Annotated in this window: 16 protein-coding genes; 9 read left to right on the forward strand and 7 right to left on the reverse strand. The window is 53.3% G+C overall.

Going from position 1 to position 15,238, the window contains the following annotated elements; translation table 11 throughout:
- Positions 1–7 precede the first annotated feature (7 nt).
- Both E5E96_RS18300 and rmf read left to right on the forward strand, forming a co-directional pair.
- Positions 8–1,645, forward strand: a complete 1,638-nt coding sequence (locus E5E96_RS18300) for a DUF3466 family protein (RefSeq protein ID WP_171282780.1) — start codon at positions 8–10, stop codon at positions 1,643–1,645.
- A 163-nt stretch (positions 1,646–1,808) separates the two neighbouring features.
- Positions 1,809–1,985, forward strand: a complete 177-nt coding sequence (rmf, locus tag E5E96_RS18305; RefSeq protein ID WP_010674759.1) for a ribosome modulation factor — start codon at positions 1,809–1,811, stop codon at positions 1,983–1,985.
- Between the two features lie 81 nt (positions 1,986–2,066).
- On the opposite strand, the gene fabA is transcribed toward rmf, so the two are convergent.
- The 3 genes from fabA to E5E96_RS18320 form a co-directional block, all read right to left on the reverse strand.
- Positions 2,067–2,627 carry a 3-hydroxyacyl-[acyl-carrier-protein] dehydratase FabA gene (fabA, locus tag E5E96_RS18310; RefSeq protein WP_016350690.1) on the reverse strand — a complete coding sequence of 187 codons (561 nt, stop codon included), beginning with the start codon at positions 2,625–2,627 and terminating at the stop codon, positions 2,067–2,069.
- Between the two features lie 81 nt (positions 2,628–2,708).
- On the reverse strand, positions 2,709–4,688 hold the full coding sequence (locus E5E96_RS18315) for a Lon protease family protein (protein ID WP_171282781.1): 1,980 nt from the start codon (positions 4,686–4,688) through the stop codon (positions 2,709–2,711).
- Between the two features lie 49 nt (positions 4,689–4,737).
- A complete protein-coding gene (locus E5E96_RS18320; protein ID WP_171282782.1) occupies positions 4,738–5,130 on the reverse strand; it encodes a helix-turn-helix domain-containing protein in 393 nt (130 codons plus the stop codon).
- Positions 5,131–5,254: 124 nt separating this feature from the next.
- Between E5E96_RS18320 and E5E96_RS18325 the strand changes: the two genes are divergently transcribed.
- The 7 genes from E5E96_RS18325 (at position 5,255) to E5E96_RS18355 (ending at position 10,965) form a co-directional block, all read left to right on the forward strand.
- Entirely contained in the window at positions 5,255–5,506 is a 252-nt protein-coding gene (locus E5E96_RS18325) for a hypothetical protein (protein WP_017408446.1), read from the forward strand.
- Between the two features lie 144 nt (positions 5,507–5,650).
- Positions 5,651–7,141, forward strand: a complete 1,491-nt coding sequence (locus E5E96_RS18330; protein ID WP_158197269.1) for a replication initiation factor domain-containing protein — start codon at positions 5,651–5,653, stop codon at positions 7,139–7,141.
- 26 nt (positions 7,142–7,167) lie between these two features.
- Positions 7,168–7,491 carry a hypothetical protein gene (locus E5E96_RS18335; protein ID WP_017408443.1) on the forward strand — a complete coding sequence of 108 codons (324 nt, stop codon included), beginning with the start codon at positions 7,168–7,170 and terminating at the stop codon, positions 7,489–7,491.
- 300 nt (positions 7,492–7,791) lie between these two features.
- Entirely contained in the window at positions 7,792–8,007 is a 216-nt protein-coding gene (locus tag E5E96_RS18340) for a hypothetical protein (RefSeq protein WP_017408442.1), read from the forward strand.
- 339 nt (positions 8,008–8,346) lie between these two features.
- Positions 8,347–9,441, forward strand: coding sequence for a hypothetical protein (locus E5E96_RS18345; RefSeq protein ID WP_253264655.1), 1,095 nt, complete (start codon positions 8,347–8,349; stop codon positions 9,439–9,441).
- Between the two features lie 3 nt (positions 9,442–9,444).
- Positions 9,445–9,759 carry a DUF2523 family protein gene (locus E5E96_RS18350; RefSeq protein WP_017408439.1) on the forward strand — a complete coding sequence of 105 codons (315 nt, stop codon included), beginning with the start codon at positions 9,445–9,447 and terminating at the stop codon, positions 9,757–9,759.
- A gap of 3 nt (positions 9,760–9,762) precedes the next feature.
- Positions 9,763–10,965, forward strand: a complete 1,203-nt coding sequence (locus E5E96_RS18355) for a zonular occludens toxin family protein (RefSeq protein ID WP_171282783.1) — start codon at positions 9,763–9,765, stop codon at positions 10,963–10,965.
- Between the two features lie 332 nt (positions 10,966–11,297).
- Here E5E96_RS18355 and E5E96_RS18360 read toward each other — a convergent pair whose 3' ends face one another.
- The 4 genes from E5E96_RS18360 to E5E96_RS18375 form a co-directional block, all read right to left on the reverse strand.
- The gene (locus E5E96_RS18360; RefSeq protein WP_171282784.1) at positions 11,298–12,275 is read right to left on the reverse strand and encodes a DUF2971 domain-containing protein; all 978 of its coding nucleotides are present in this window, start codon (positions 12,273–12,275) and stop codon (positions 11,298–11,300) included.
- Positions 12,276–12,707: 432 nt separating this feature from the next.
- A complete protein-coding gene (locus E5E96_RS22865) occupies positions 12,708–13,058 on the reverse strand; it encodes a DUF3653 domain-containing protein (RefSeq protein WP_017408436.1) in 351 nt (116 codons plus the stop codon).
- A 197-nt stretch (positions 13,059–13,255) separates the two neighbouring features.
- Complete coding sequence (locus tag E5E96_RS18370) at positions 13,256–14,533, reverse strand: site-specific integrase (RefSeq protein WP_171282785.1); 1,278 nt, start codon at positions 14,531–14,533, stop codon at positions 13,256–13,258.
- Between the two features lie 278 nt (positions 14,534–14,811).
- On the reverse strand, positions 14,812–15,126 hold the full coding sequence (locus E5E96_RS18375; protein ID WP_171282786.1) for a YebG family protein: 315 nt from the start codon (positions 15,124–15,126) through the stop codon (positions 14,812–14,814).
- Positions 15,127–15,238: the final 112 nt, after the last annotated feature.

The raw sequence follows: 15,238 nt of genomic DNA on the forward strand, positions 1-15,238 counted from the left end.
GAAGTAGATGAAAAAGCAATTATCCATGCTGGCCATTCTGGTCAGCGCCAGCCTGCATGCCCAGGCGGCACAAAGTCCCTTTTTCACCATTGTCGATGCGTCCGACAAGGGTTACGCCAGCGGGATCAGCGGCGACGGCAACGGGCTCATCGGGATCAATACCAAGAACAACATGGCCGAGCACTTCTCGACCGTACGCTTCGCCGACTTCCTGGTCGATCGTTTCCGTTTCGAGCAGGGCTGCATGCTCTCCAACTCGGTCTGCAACTCCTTCTGGAACGACAACAGCAACTTCGCCTATCAGTGGCGTCGTGACTTCCTCGACGGGGTCGATCAGCGCAACAACGTAGGTTACGTACAGCTGGGCGAGACCGACGGTCTGGTGACTGCGCTGGGCGACGTACCCGGCACCCGGGCGGGCTACAAGATGAGTGGCAAGCTGCGCACTGCCTTCGCCGTGGTCGAGGAGGGCAACCCCGTCGAGCTGAAAGACGGCGCCGGCACTCACAGCCTGAGCGTACCGACCAGCATCAAGAAACTGGACAACGGCCAGTATCTGGTGACCGGTACCGCCGCCACTGGCAAGAACATCCCCGTCAACTCCGAAACCTACAACTGGTGCTTTGCCGGCAACGACGGCCAGTACGGCGACTACCGCTACTGCCCGGGCCTCAACACTCAGGCCAGCTTCTGGCTGGTTAACAGTACCGGCACCTTCAACAAGCTGCTGCAGGCCAACGAGTATGCCCGCGCCCGCAACGAAGTGGTGCAGACCGCCTCCGCGCTCGGGGTGGGTAAATTCAACGGCAATCTGTACGGGGTAGGGTACTCCTCCACCGGCGAGATCGGCACCAACTACCTGGACGGTCGCAACCTGGCCGCTTACTGGACGCTGGATCTGGACGGCAGCAAGGTAGGCACTACCCAGATCATCCCGCTGGCCGAAGGCGAGCCCGGCAAGGATGACGCCAAGCTGCAACACAGCTGGGCCGTGGGGGTCAACGACAACGGTTATGTGATCGGCAACCAGCTCTATCGCATCAACAAGGGCCAGAACCGCCCGGTCGAGATGTTCGTGTTCAACCTGAACACGCCGACCACCAACGCCGTGGTCTCCCTGCAGGACAAGCCGCTCAGCGGCTCCGGCTCGGAAGCGGCCGCCATCAACAACCACAACATGGTGGTTGGCTGGCGTGATTCCCGCCATCAGACCCAGCCCGTGGTCAACGGTACCAACCGCATGCAGGAAGGTTTCCTGCTCAACGCGGCGACCGGCAACAACTGGTATCTGAACGATCTCATCTGTGGTCTGGATGATGCGGGTGCCAAGCAGTGTACCCAGAACGGTTACTACTACCACATCGCCTATGCCAGCGGCATCAGCAGCAACGGTACCGTCGCGGCCACGGCTTATCGCTACAACAGCGAGAGCGATCTGAACAACCGCACCAATGCTACCGTGGTCAGCGTCAAGCTGGCGCCGGTGGTAACCGACTACAAGAACAACGATCCGGCCGGTTATGTGGTCGCCAACGCACCGGTCAACAACCAGACCGGTCAGGATGGTGGCAGCGGTGGTGGTAGCCTGTTCTGGTTGACTCTGCTGGCCCTGCCATTCGCCTGGCTGCGGCGTTTCCAACGCTAAAAAGTTGTGTCACTAAAAATTAATGCGGTTCAGTGTCTTGTGTCACAATGACCGGATAGCATGAAATTTTTTGTTTGACCCTGCCAACCCCCTGGGGTAAAGATGAAAGCGACCGATGAATAATTGGTCGCTTTTTTTGTTCCACGGAAGAGGGTCGTAGATGATGAAGAGACAAAAACGGGACCGTCTGGAAAGAGCTCGTGCTCGTGGTTATCAGGCTGGCGTGGTCGGCAAACAGAAAGAAGCGTGTCCGTATCAATGCCTGGATGCCCGTGGGCATTGGCTTGGTGGTTGGCGTGATGCCATGGAAGGGCGGGGCTCAGGCCTCTTCATGAAGTAGCCGGTACTTCATCACTCATTGCAAAAGGAAAGGGGCCATGATGGCCCCTTTACGTTGTTCAGTTCGACCTGAAGGTCAGACTTAGAATGCGGTGGTGTCCTTGAACAGACCCACTTTCAGATCGGTAGCGCTGTAGATCGGGCGACCATCCACTTCCACCACGCCATCAGCGATCCCCATCACCAGCTTGCGGTTGATGACGCGCTTGAAGGTGATCTTGTAGGTCACTTTCTTGGCCGTCGGCAGGATCTGGCCGGTGAATTTCACCTCGCCAACCCCCAGTGCACGACCCTTGCCGGGGCCGCCTTTCCAGCCCAGGAAGAAACCGACCAGTTGCCACATGGCATCCAGACCGAGACAGCCAGGCATGACCGGATCACCCGGGAAGTGGCAATCGAAGAACCAGAGATCCGGCGTGATATCGAGCTCTGCCAGGATTTCGCCCTTGCCATGCTCACCACCGTTGTCATTGATCTTGACGATGCGATCCATCATCAACATGTTGGGGGCGGGCAGCTGACTGTTACCCTCACCAAACAGTTCGCCACGGCTGCAGGCGAGCAGCTCTTCACGGGTAAACGAGTCTTTGCCTTGTTCACACAGGGAAAGGCGGGCATCAATGGTGGTATTGTCTACGGTCACGCTGTTTATCCTTCAAATGGGTCAAAGCTGGGCCAATTTAGCGTACAGTTGTTCGCTAAACAACTCCGATCACTTCTTTTCTCACCGTCCGAACACTCGACCAAACAGGCGACGCAGCACACCACCCTTGATGACGTCGGTGCCGTTGAGCTCATCCAGCCGCTGCTGGATCCGGCCGAACAGGGTATCCGGCATATCCGGCTCACCGGCAACACAGCCAGTCAGCAGCTCGATGGCCTCTTCCACATGATCCACCGGATGGATATGGAATTGGCCGGCTTCGACGGCTGCAATCACCTCATCGGACAGGTTGAGCTGCTGGGCATTGGTGCCGGGTAGCAGGATCCCCTGTTTGCCGGTGAGACCGTGGATCTTGCACACCCGGAAGAAGCCTTCAATCTTCTCATTGACGCCGCCAACGGCCTGCACATTGCCGAACTGATCGACCGCACCGGTCACCGCAAAGTGCTGGTAGATGGGCTGGCGGGCGAGGGCAGAGAGCAGGGCACACAGACCGGTCAACGAGGCGCTGTCACCATCGATTTCGTGATAGGACTGCTCGAACACCAGGTTGGCCGACAGCGGAGAAGGGTTCTCGGCACCAAATTTGTTGGAGAGATAACCGTGGATGATCATCATCGCCTTGGCATGGATATGACCTGCCAGCTCCGCTTTGCGCTCGATATCCGCCACATCGCCATCACCCAGATGCACGGTGGCAGTGAGGCGCACCGGCTCGCCAAAATCATAGGGATGCCCTGAGACCTGGATGACGGAGAGGCCGTTGATCTGGCCCACTTCCTCACCATCGGTCTGCAACAGGATCTGGCCGTCGATGACGCCCTGGTCGGACTGCTCGACCAGATAGTTGAGGCGGTAATCCTGCTCTTCCAGCGCACCGCGAATGTGCTCGTCGGTGACGACGTCCGCTTCCAGCTCGCGTGCCAGGCTGTCGGCCATCCGCATGATGGCAGAAAGTTGCACTTCGGAGAGGGACAGCCACTCCTGGTGGTCGCACAGCCGGCTGGCGTGGCGGCAAAGGGCGGCGAGGGCGGCCGGGGTGAAGTCCAGCAGCTCCCAGCGCTCGCGCAGCCAGGCCAGATATTGAAGATAATCGGGTAGATCCTCTTCGATGTTCACCTCGGAGACCAGGTCCGCGCGCAGGAAGATGCGCTCGGACATGTCTCTGTCCAGCATCTGGAACTCGGCCACATCCAACCGATCGCCGACCAGGATCAGCTTGAGCTTGATGGGGGTCGCTTCCGGAGTGAAGAAGGGGGTCAGGGTCTTGCCTTCCTGATAGGCGTTCCAATCCAGCTCACCTTTTTGCATCGCGTTCTTGAGCTTGAACCAGAGATGGGGCTGATCCAGCAACTCATCCAGCTGCAAAATCAGATAGCCACCGTTGGCCTGACGCAGCAGACCTGGTTCCAGCAGGTGCTGGTTGGCATAGACCGAACCTTGCTCGGTCTGATAGTTGATGGAGCCAAACAGGGTATCCCAGTTCAAATCCCGCCCATAGATGACCGGCGCTTCCTGCTCTTCATGGTGGATCAGCAGGTTGATGAGTACCGGATGCTGGAATTCGAGCCCTTGAGCCACGTGCGCCGCCAGATCGGAGAGGAAGTCATCGATCTTGGGATCGTTGTTCTGCTTGCGCATGATGCGGGTGACCAGGCGCTCGGCATCCAGATGATGGCTCATCAGCTTGAGCAATTCGCCGACCATTTCACAGAACTCGAAGCCGGTGCCGGGTTGCAAGCGCAACCAGATGGGCTTGAATGGATTGTTCAGATTCTCGGTGTAGCAGAGATCGAACAGGTCACCGTCCTTGCCATTGGAAGCGGCGATCAGCGTCTGGCAAACGCCTTCATAATCCACCCCGGGAAAACCATTGAGCAGCATGACCGGGCAGTCACCATCAAAACTGGCGAGACGCTTGATGCCGGAAATGGCTCTGGGTTGCAAGGCGGCAAAGGGAATGGGTTCGAGTTCGCTGAGGGCAGGAAACTGTTCAATCGAAAAAACAGGTTTTAATTGTTCTGATGTTAATTCAGCCACTTAAGATATCCGGTCGGAGATAGGATCAATTGTTGCCATTATACACAGTTCAATAGGTGGTGACAGGAAACAAGATAATTGATTTAACATAATATACATTATGCGCGGTTAGGTCATGCCCGTGGCCAGGGGCCAGAAACACCGCTGCCGCAAGGGCTACAGCTGTGCCTGCTCCTTTGGTGTAGTTCGCCAGGATGTCGTACCAGGCCTTTTTAATCTCGGGATCTGTCTCTCTGACGGCTGCCAGACTTAACAGCACTTCTTTGGCATCCAGGCCAATTTCCTCAGCCAGCTTTTTTGCAGTGGCATCAGTCAGTTGCGATTTACCGTGCTTGATTGCAGAGATGTAAGAACTGGTAAATCCCAGGTCTGCGGCGACTTCCTGAAACTGGCTGTACTTTTTGGCCCTCATGTAGGCCTCAATCAGTGTTTTCGAGTCCATGTTTCTGTCTCCTGAGTAGTTCGACAATCGGCCCATCATACCCATTTTGGCGAAAATCGCCTCGTTTCTATTTAGGTAATTACATGATTGAATCTACTTAAGTAACTACTTGAATACATAACTTATGACCTACTGTAGCCCACAAAACCAGGATCTGCCGGCGCTCAACGAGCGCAAGGTCTACTGGCAGGCAGAGCCCACCGGCGATGTCTCCGCCTGTGTGGCCGGTCAGGTTGAGATGTTCCGCGACCTGCATGAGATGCGGATCTACCTGTCCATGACGTACCCCGACACCGCTTTTGAGCTGGTCGAGGTGACCGAGGACACATGGCAAGGCTTCTATGACCAGGGAGTGTTTTTCGATGACTGGTCATAGCTCCGTGATGCCGATAAATAGCGTTATCGGCGACAACCTGGATGTGAGCGTCGAGCCGTTGGTTATCGAGTTCGCTGTGCTCCTGGTTCTCTGCCTGCTGGTTGCACTGCTTTACTTGTCGGTTACCTACGGGGACAAGCAGATATGAAGACCCTGATCGACTATCTCTCCTTTACCTGGGCCCCGACCGAGCTGCGTCAGATGACCGAGCTGGCCAAGCAAGGTGCCCTCTTGAAGGCTATCCCCCGCTTCGAGACCCAGAACAAGGCGATTCAGGCCGCCTTTGCCGCCCAGCCGGTCGAGGGCTTGCGTTACCTGTGGAAGCGCCCTGTCGGGTTCGCTCCCCTCACCCGCTTTGACAAGGTAACTGAGCGCCTCTATGACAAGGCCGAGCGCCTGCAGCAGGCTGCCGCGTCCCCTGCCCCCGCTCGGACGTTTGACAAGGCCACTGAGCGGTTGAGCCTCAAGGGGCTGCCCAAGTCCCCTGCCCCGGTGCTGACCCCTTCCATGACCGAGATGATGGAACGTGCCCTGCACTCTGGGTACCGGTCCCGCGCCGACATGCGCCAGGAGCTTAAAGCCGTCTGCGCTGACCTGCTCAAGTTCTCCCAGTTCGAGGTGGTCGAGGGTGCCAAGTATTGGGAAGCCTATAACGACCTTATCGACAGCTATGGCGTCCAGTTCCTGGATGCCCTCTGCTGCAACGAGATCGAGCTGTGGCTGGAAGAACTCAATACCCGTATCGGTGTCCCCATTCCCGAGCCGCGTTTCACCATGCGCCCTCGCCGCTCCGGTCTGCACGGTTACGCCAACTCGGCTGACCTGCTGTGTGACGGGATGCCCTGCGGGCTGATTGGTTGGGGTGCGGCTAACCATGGTTGCATGGTGAGTTTTTCTGGCGTGGGTTGTGCGGCCCTCGATTTCCAGGCTTTGCACTCTGTTATCTCTCATGTGCCAGGTCTGCGCATCACGCGGGTGGATCTTGCCCTGGATGACTACAGCGGCAAACACATCACTTACCAGGGCGCGATAGCCGGCGCCGAAGCCGGCGAGTTTCACCCGCAGCGTGGCCGTGCGCCTTCCTGGATGAAGATTGAATCGGGCGAGTTCGTGATCACCGAGGTGGCCAAGGGCATCGCCAAGCGTTTCGGCATGGTGCCGAGCAAGGGGTGTTCCTTCTACGTGGGCAGCCGTATTAACGGCAAGTGTGCGCGGATATATGAGAAAGGCAAACAGATGCAATCGGCCGAGTTCCCAAACTGGGTACGCGCCGAAGGCGAATTACACAATAAAGACAGAGTCATTCCGCTGGATGTCCTGGTAAACCCTGACCCTTATTTTGCGGGCATGTATCCGCAATTTGCCAAATGGCTGGATGCAGTTTGCCAGGAAGAAATAACACCGGTACGTGTGACCACCTTTAAGAATAAATTCAAAACGTCCAGGGACAACGCCGTATTTAATATGTCCAGGATGGCCGGTCGCCTTGTCAATTGGTTAGCAAACATCGAGGGGCTATCCCCTGAGAAGATTGTTAACCAATTAACAGCGCACCTGGAAGAAACCGATATTCCAGCGCGGTTAAGAATGCCAGTTCCTCCTGACCTGGACGAACTGCCATTATTTTCGACCTAACAATGGTTCTTCAAAGGATAAATAATATGTCTCTGCTGACTGGTATTTTGGTTACCCGCGTTACTCATGGCTATGGCGTGTCCCGTAAATCTGGCTCGCCGGTTCCCTATGACTTTGCCCAGGTAGAATACCTGGCACCGGCTAATAACGTGAACAAGCCGGAATGCAATATCACCTCCTGGGGCTATGAAGTGCGCCAATTAGCCCTGCGCAACGATGCGGCCACTATTAAAGAGCTGGCCGACTGCCCGAAATTGGTGGCGGTGGATCTTGTCCTGGAAGCGGATCCCCAGAATCCGACCCGCAACGTGGTTGTCGGCTTCCAGCCCACCAAAAAGCAGCCGGTATAACCACCGCGCCGCGAGGAGGAGGAGCGAGAGCGCGCAGCGAGCGACGACGAGGGCGCGATAATGCTTTGTCTAGATATTACCTCTGAAGGATATGCCCGCTTAGCTGAGGGGGATTCTTGTAATTACGTGCTCCTGACTGTCCAGGAACACGCCAAATTAACGGATATATCGAGCTGGTTTGAATTGAATGTATCCACTGTGTCGATGGCCTTTGGCTTTGGATTATTAATCTGGGTCACTGGCCTCAAACTGGGCGCAATTGCCCGTGTCATCGTAAGTGCAAAAAGAGGATAAACGAGTATGAAAAACTATTTCCGTAATGGCTGTATCGCTGCTGTGTGCTCCCTGTCTACCGGTGCGGCCTTCGCCGAAGGTGGTACAGCTGCTGCTGATGCCGCTGCCAAGGCCCTGGACGCCACCCAGTCGGACGTGACCGCGACTTCTCCCAAGGTGATGCTGGTCGTGGCTACCTGTGTGGGCGTGGGCATCCTGATCAGCCTGATGCGCAAAGCCTAAGCATGTCTTTGCTCATCGGAACGCTGTGGTTCCTGTTCTTTGTTGAAGGCTACAGATCATCGTTTTCGATATGACACAAAGGCGGCTCCGGTCGCCTTTTTTATTGGGGGTACTGTGCGCATCGCTTGGCTTTTACTGTTGTTTCCGTTGGGGGTGTCGGCGAGCTGTCCTGTCGGGATCCGCCTGTCTAACCTGCCGATCTCTACTGTGCTGCCGTATTGCGTGAAATGGGAAACGTCCTCTTTGGGCGGCTGCTTTGTCGCGTGTCCTGGTATCTGTATTCAATCTCCTTCTGCCGGCACCATGGGGCCGATTGAGAGTACCGGCCAGGAGTGTTCTATGGGCGGTGGTTCTGATGGGGATGGTGGCTCTGATGGCGATCCTAATGGAAGTGGCGACAATGGTAGTAATAGCAATAACGGCAATAATGGTGATGTGGTTCCTAATTTGCCTAACGGTATTCGGGTAGGTGGTGACAAGCAGGAAATGACCACCGAGGCCTTGCGCCATGTTAATGAGACGCTGATAGGTGGCTTTACCAGCCTGATGTATAGTGCTGCGGGTGCTAATCGGAATGCACTAAATATTAATGTCAAAATGGATGACGTTCTCCGTTATATGAAGGCGACCAATAATGGTCAGGTTGGTATGGAGAACAGTATTCGGGAGCAGACGGCGTTAGGCTATAAGTTTTACGATGAATTTGTTGGGCTCAAGAATGCCATGATAAATCCGCAGGATGGGCCAGGGCAAAGCACCGGGGAGTATCGGGCGCTCAAGGAGTTGCAAAATAATCTTTTCGGCCCTGATTTTTCTCAAACGCATATAGGTGCAACCTTTTATGATTTGGTTAGGGGGTATCAATGGGATGTTTCCAGCATTAAAGATAGCACTCACGATTTGAATAGTACCCTTAATAACTTTTATTGGAATACCGCGCAGGACTTGCGAAATAACAGCATAGAGACGAACCGTAATATAAAGGCCATTGCTGAGGCCCTTAATAAGGGCGGTACGGGTGGCGGTGATGGTACGGGCGGCACCGGAAATGGCAATGAAGGCCCTGGGGTTGATTACACGCAAATGCCAGGCTCTGCGCAAAATCCATTGCATGTGGCAGGGTCTGAATATACATCGCAGCTCTGTAAAGATGGTGCGCACTGTTTCTTTGACCTGGAAACCATTAATAAGCAGTTCCAGGAACGAAAGGATCAGCTGAAGAACACCCATGATGGTATTAAGGATGATATGGTCGATATGTTCCAATATAGCCTGAGCGGGTCGGCGGCGGTGCCCAAGTGTTTTGATATGTTCTCGATGTTTGGCCGCTCTTATTCCGTCTGCCCCGAGGTCGAGGGTTATTGGGAAATGATAGCGGCCATCATGATGTTCATCTTCTATTTTCTGGCGCTGATGATTGTGGCTAAGAGGTGATATATGGAATGGATGAGTGATTTCTTTAACGGATTTTTCAACGATATATATCAACTGGCAGTGCAGTTTGCAGCCTGGATAGCGGTTAAATTGGCAATTCAGTGGGTCGAGTTCAAGATATTTCTACTCACTTTTTCCTGGGACGTTGCCAAGCAGATACTGATTAACCTGCAATTTAGCGACCTGATCTCCGCATCCTTTAATAACCTGCCCTCTCAAATGAGGGGGATCTTGCTCTATTTGCATGTTGATAAAGGGCTGTCGATATTGACGCAAGCCTTTGTAACCCGCTTTTTACTGAACATGCTGGGGTGGTAAACCATGTCTATCAAAATCCATCATGGTGCCCCTGGTTCCTATAAGTCGTCAGGGGCCATTCATACCGATGTGATACCGGCCATCAAGGCGGGTCGTCATATCGTCACCAATGTTCGCGGCTTTACTGCGGAACGGTGCAAAGAGGTATTAGGCAAGGAAGTGCCTGACGAGTTCCAGGTCACCTATATCGAGACAGAATCCCAAGAAGGACGCGATCACCTTGCCCGCTTTTATCACTGGGCACCTAAAGGGGTTTTCTTCCTGGTCGATGAGGTGCAGCGGATATTTCCGCCTTCCTGGCGGCAGAGTGATTTGGATAAGCTCGATTATCCTGGTGGGCCGGATGTGGCTAAAAAAGATGGCCGGCCAGAGACGATTGACGTGGCCTTTGATATGCACCGTCACCATAACTGGGACTTTGTATTTACAACCCCGAACATCAAAAAGGTGCATCAGGTAATCCGGGCTGCTGCCGAAACGGCCATTCGTCATACCAATATGGCGATATTGGGGATTGGTGGTCGATATAAGACGGTACTTCACCTCTCTGATAACTCCGGTACGTCTATGAATGACGTATTGCAAGCCAAGCCATTTAATAAGGTGCCCAAGTATGTTTTCAAGCTTTATGACTCGACTACTACCGGTAAGGTCTCGGATACAATCGCAGGCAGCTCGATATTACGAGACCCTAAAATTCTGTTTATTCTGGCGATTTGGGGACTCTGCGTATTCTTTGGCTTCATCAAGCCTGAGTATATTGATGCTCCTGCTAAGGCCGCTCAGACCGCTTCTGCCGCTGTTCCGGTTGCTGGGGCGGTGGGTGCTTCGCCCGCTGCTGATGTACGTCCTGGTGGCGCTCCTGCTGCGTCTGCTGCTGGTGTCCTTGCTATAGGGCCGTTTGCCGGCCATCAGCTCATTATCAGCTGTCACATCCTGATAAAGGATCACCAGGGAGAATATCGGGTTGAGTATTACTTCTCGCTGCGCAAGGGAGACGAGGTGCAGCCGCTCGACAGGGACGATTGGCCGGACGAGCTCGCCAGGGTGGATCCCATGAGTGCATGCCATGCGGTGGTGAAGTACCAGGGGCAGCCTGTGGACGTTTACTGCGACCCCGAGGGGGACGCCCTGCGCCGGAAATACAATGCCACCCTCTTTGCGGGTGGCAACAACAAGCACCCCCCTTCTGATGACCGGTCATAACTCCCCTCTCCTTCCGGTGGCCGCCTTTCTCCAGGTCGGCCACTGAACCCCAGGGGCGTGAGCCCCTATAAGGCGACACCCTGAGGCCCATTGTCGGGAAGGTGGTAGGCTCGCCGAAGCTTCTTTGGAATGCTCCTGTGAGGCGGTGACACCCCCCTTCCTGCTAGACCAGTCTTTAGTGCCCCAGTCAGAGCGACCAGCCGTAGGCTATGGGGCGCGTGTGGTGGCTTCCTAGGCCTCCTGTCGAAGACAAGCTGTCTCCAAGGTCTTCGACCCCGATGACGTTATCATCCTAAGAACAGAAACTGTAGGCTTTAAGAAAGGATGAACTGCTAGGATTTATCAAAATAGTCATCATTTACTTTTATAGGTATTAGTTCAAATCTAATATTACATACTTTCATGTGATAGATTGTAATTTTATCCTTTAGTTTTTCAAAATATGGTTTTATTTTCTCTTTTTCGACCTTACAACCAAAATACACTGAATCCACCATAGACTCGTTGATATCTATTAAAAAAGATATGCAGTCAAAATTACTTAATATTTGTAGGGTTGATCTAAGAACGGGAAGTAATACACCTTCAATATTTTCATTAATGGTGTAGATGCTATCATTTTCAGTTTTTGAAATTAATCCCATGTGCAAAGCCACTTCGATCCACTCTGGTGCAGTGGTTGCCGTGCTCATATTTATTGCTTTTCTATCCGATGCTTTTATTACCTTTTTTGTTAAGGTTTTATCTGTGACGAGTATTTTGTTGGCGGTTATATATGGAATAATGCATCTGTGTTCTTTTTCATATATCCACTCATCACTTTTTTTTAAGAGATGATCTATTACTGAAAATCGGTCGGCATCATTAATATTGGCGAAGACATGTTCAGATGAGAATCTCAAATTATCATAATTAACTTTTAGAGGCTTGTTGTTTGTTATGTCTTCTGTATTTTCATTATTTGGCTCAATATGTTCGACCAAAGTGTTTTTATAGCCTATACACATTCCCTTATGCTGCCCAGCATAATGAGCCCACATTAATGAATTACGTGGTGTTTCTGTTAAAGAAATAATTCCGTTTGCAGAAATCATTCTATGTATCGAGTCAATAAATATTTCTTTGAGTCGCTCAATTTCCTCTTCTTCTATTTGATATACCGCCAGTGCATTTTTAATTGAAATTACAATGTTCTCACTTGTGCTGTATTCAAAAGGATCATTAAGGTGCTCTGGAATGGATAGTTTTATTGTGGGAGTGTCGAAATAACTCAACGGTAATAAATTACTATATTTATACAGAATATCCATTGTATCTATCCTTAGTGTGACGTATCCCCCCCGTATAGTAATACGGGGGGAATTCTACTCAACCTTCCACTTCTGACTATTTGCTTCTTGTGAAGGTGATCAAGCAATGATGTCCATCCAGCTCAATACGCAGCGGGGTTGTACTGTCTCCCAGTTGCATGTTCGGCCCACCATTGTTGAAGATGTGATTGGCACGTACATTTGGGCTCAATGTTAGCCCTGTTGCTTTGTTGAAGGCTCCTGCGCTGGAGTATGTGCTGAAAGTGCGGCCGCCGTCTGTACTGGCTCGCACACTGTAGATCCGTCGTTTCATTTGCTCGGCTACTGAATAGCTATAAAGGCTCATCATTCCTTCTCCCAATCAATGAAGATCATGTGCTTAGGTTATCACAGCGGCCGTATACGATAAGAGGGGCGTTCGCCCCTCTCTACTCAGTTGATTCCCAGTTTTTTCCTCCAATAGAAAGCAGCCATCTGTCGCTCTGATCTCTCTGCCTGGATGATGGCCACCGCCTCCAACCTTCGCCTGTCGTAAGTGACTCCCGCCGGTGAGACAAGGCAATCATTCTTCATACGCCAGCCTTCCCATTCCTTCCAGATAGTGGGCAACTCCCTACCCGAAGCCATCCGCATAAGCCGTTTATAGACAGGGGGGATCTCTGTACCCTTATCCCAATATGTGACCTGTCTCACAGAAACGAAACATAGATTTGCCGTCTCCTCTTTCGATAAACCGCATTCAAACCAACGAAAAATGAAGTTTTTGGTCAACTCTCGTTCCATCCAAGTAAATACCTGATAAACCAGCAAAATTGCGTGGGTTGGCTTATCGGCAGGTTTCAGATGGGCATCTAACTAAACACGCCATTATGCGCGGTGTTGGGTTGTGGAAGAATCCGGAGTGATGTCGGTTAAAAAACGCTGGTCATTACAGCCATGCTCCTGAACTTACCTCTTCGTTATCTCTCATCTTTAAAGGCCTAGTCGTGCAACCGATCCAGCGGTTTGTGATTGGCACTTTCGTGGCGCTCGCTGTTGCCGGTGTGCAGGTATTTGGAAGTGGTATCGATGCTGTCGTGGCCGGCATCGGCTTGCACGTGTGATAACGGCCGCCCGTTGAGATTGATGTCGTGAGTGATGCCGGTATGACGAATGGAGTGCGGTGTCAGGTTGCGCATCTCGGCGCCGTCTTGCACAAACCCATCTTTTTCTGCCAACTCGGCGGCGGTCTGGATGACACTCATCACCAGGTCACGCAGCTGGCGGATCCCGAGGTTGGCGTTGAGCTCGCCTTGTTCCCGGCCATGTGCCGCAGCCTTGTGTCGTACAAACAGTGGAGTCTGCTCATCGGGTGCCGGCAATGGTGAGAGACCGAGAAACGTCCGATAGCGTTTGAGGGCCTCGAGCAAGGCATGGGACACCGCCACGGTGCGGCGCTTGCCACCCTTGCTGCGGGGAATGAAATAGCCCCAGACACCGGTTTTACCATCGCGGCGAAACTGACCCATGACGGGGGTAAACCCTGGTCTTGCCGCGACTTCCGAGATCCGCAGGTAACAGGCGTACATCAGGCTTATCAGGAAGCGGCTGCGCTCGTGCTGCTCGGGGGATTCGGCGGCCAGCAGGTCGGCTGCCTGCATCACATAGGACCACTGCAGCTCGCTGAAGGCCTGACCATGGTCGTCCGGCTCCTGCTGCATTGAGCGCTTCACCCGTTGCAGTAACAGCGCCGGGTTGCGGTCCATGTACTCCTCCTGGATCAAGAACTGGAAGAAGGCAGACAGAATGGCGAGTTTGGTCTTCATGGCCTGTTCGCTGAGGCGGTACGGCAGCTCGCGGCCCAGCTCCCGCTTGCCAAGGAAGGGTCGCCATTGGGGATTGGGCAGTCGTTCTCCCCACTCCTTGTCGAGCACGAACTGGGCTACGTTGCGATAGGCAATCAGGGCCGCCGGCGGTGCCTGACAGTAATCGAGATAACGCATCATGATACGCCGGGTCAGATCCTTGGGGCTGATGCGCATTTCGCCGAAGCACCAGTGCAAAAACGTGGTCAGCTCACTGCGATAGGTTTTGTAGTTGTTCTCGCTGTTGCGCTGCTCCAGGAGCCAGTCGACGGCGAGCTCGTAGACCAGCCCGGCATCGGGCACATCGTTGAGGCTGAGATTGGCAAGATATTGATTGACCTGAGGGTTGCCCGCCTCCAGGTAGGCCAGACCATCGAACAGCGGCATGGCGGGTGGAAGTAAGATAGTGGTCATGATGATGCTTGTGGATGAGAGACTCGGCTCGGGGCCTGCGTGATGGTGATGCCGATAAATGGGGTTATCGGCATCACGTGGGAATGGAACGTCGATGCTGTGCAGCGAACAGCATCGTTATCAACAACTGAAGCTGCATAGTGTGTTTATTCAATGGATATGCACCTTGGTTGGAAAATTCTCGGGGTAAATATCCATGCAAATGCTTTAAAATTCTCATCAATGCATAAATTGAGGCTGTTTCCATACTGTGACGGGCAGCCTCCCCCGTGTCGCCCTCACGCTACCCGCTTGAGGGATTTGTCTTTTGGCTTGCCCGCCTCGCTTTGCTCTTCTTGCGGCTCAGATTTGCCACTCCCCTGCCCCTTGCTCCCGCGCAGTACGTTTTGCAGCAGATCGCGCTGCTCGGCCAGGTAGAAGGCCAGACTCTCTTGCTGATCCGGTTCAAGGCGAACGGGCGCGCCCGCCAGCAAATGCATCAACTCATCGGCAGTGTCCAGCAGCTTGTCATAGGCATCGGCCTCTTTCTTGCTGGCAAAGGTCATCTTCTCCACTCCCCCACGCACCACAACATATTTGATCTCAACGGCCATCGCGGCGTCCTCCTTCTGATAGTGATTACAAGTATATGTATGGATATACAGTATTGCAAATAACCCCATGCAGAAGTGTTTTATTGCCGCGCCGACGGGTGATTGCGCGCTT

Origin of the sequence: Aeromonas sp. 1805 (assembly GCF_013085525.1) — a bacterium.
Taxonomy (GTDB): Bacteria; Pseudomonadota; Gammaproteobacteria; order Enterobacterales; family Aeromonadaceae; genus Aeromonas; species Aeromonas hydrophila.

Coding starts and splice junctions, on each gene's coding strand:
- E5E96_RS18300 (WP_171282780.1), top strand. CDS start 8: ATGAAAAAGCAATTATCCATGCTGGCCATTCTGGTCAGCGCCAGCCTG.
- rmf (WP_010674759.1), top strand. CDS start 1,809: ATGAAGAGACAAAAACGGGACCGTCTGGAAAGAGCTCGTGCTCGTGGT.
- E5E96_RS18320 (WP_171282782.1), bottom strand. CDS start 5,130: ATGGACTCGAAAACACTGATTGAGGCCTACATGAGGGCCAAAAAGTAC.
- E5E96_RS18325 (WP_017408446.1), top strand. CDS start 5,255: ATGACCTACTGTAGCCCACAAAACCAGGATCTGCCGGCGCTCAACGAG.
- E5E96_RS18330 (WP_158197269.1), top strand. CDS start 5,651: ATGAAGACCCTGATCGACTATCTCTCCTTTACCTGGGCCCCGACCGAG.
- E5E96_RS18335 (WP_017408443.1), top strand. CDS start 7,168: ATGTCTCTGCTGACTGGTATTTTGGTTACCCGCGTTACTCATGGCTAT.
- E5E96_RS18340 (WP_017408442.1), top strand. CDS start 7,792: ATGAAAAACTATTTCCGTAATGGCTGTATCGCTGCTGTGTGCTCCCTG.
- E5E96_RS18345 (WP_253264655.1), top strand. CDS start 8,347: ATGGGCGGTGGTTCTGATGGGGATGGTGGCTCTGATGGCGATCCTAAT.
- E5E96_RS18350 (WP_017408439.1), top strand. CDS start 9,445: ATGGAATGGATGAGTGATTTCTTTAACGGATTTTTCAACGATATATAT.
- E5E96_RS18355 (WP_171282783.1), top strand. CDS start 9,763: ATGTCTATCAAAATCCATCATGGTGCCCCTGGTTCCTATAAGTCGTCA.
- E5E96_RS18360 (WP_171282784.1), bottom strand. CDS start 12,275: ATGGATATTCTGTATAAATATAGTAATTTATTACCGTTGAGTTATTTC.
- E5E96_RS22865 (WP_017408436.1), bottom strand. CDS start 13,058: ATGGAACGAGAGTTGACCAAAAACTTCATTTTTCGTTGGTTTGAATGC.
- E5E96_RS18370 (WP_171282785.1), bottom strand. CDS start 14,533: ATGACCACTATCTTACTTCCACCCGCCATGCCGCTGTTCGATGGTCTG.
- E5E96_RS18375 (WP_171282786.1), bottom strand. CDS start 15,126: ATGGCCGTTGAGATCAAATATGTTGTGGTGCGTGGGGGAGTGGAGAAG.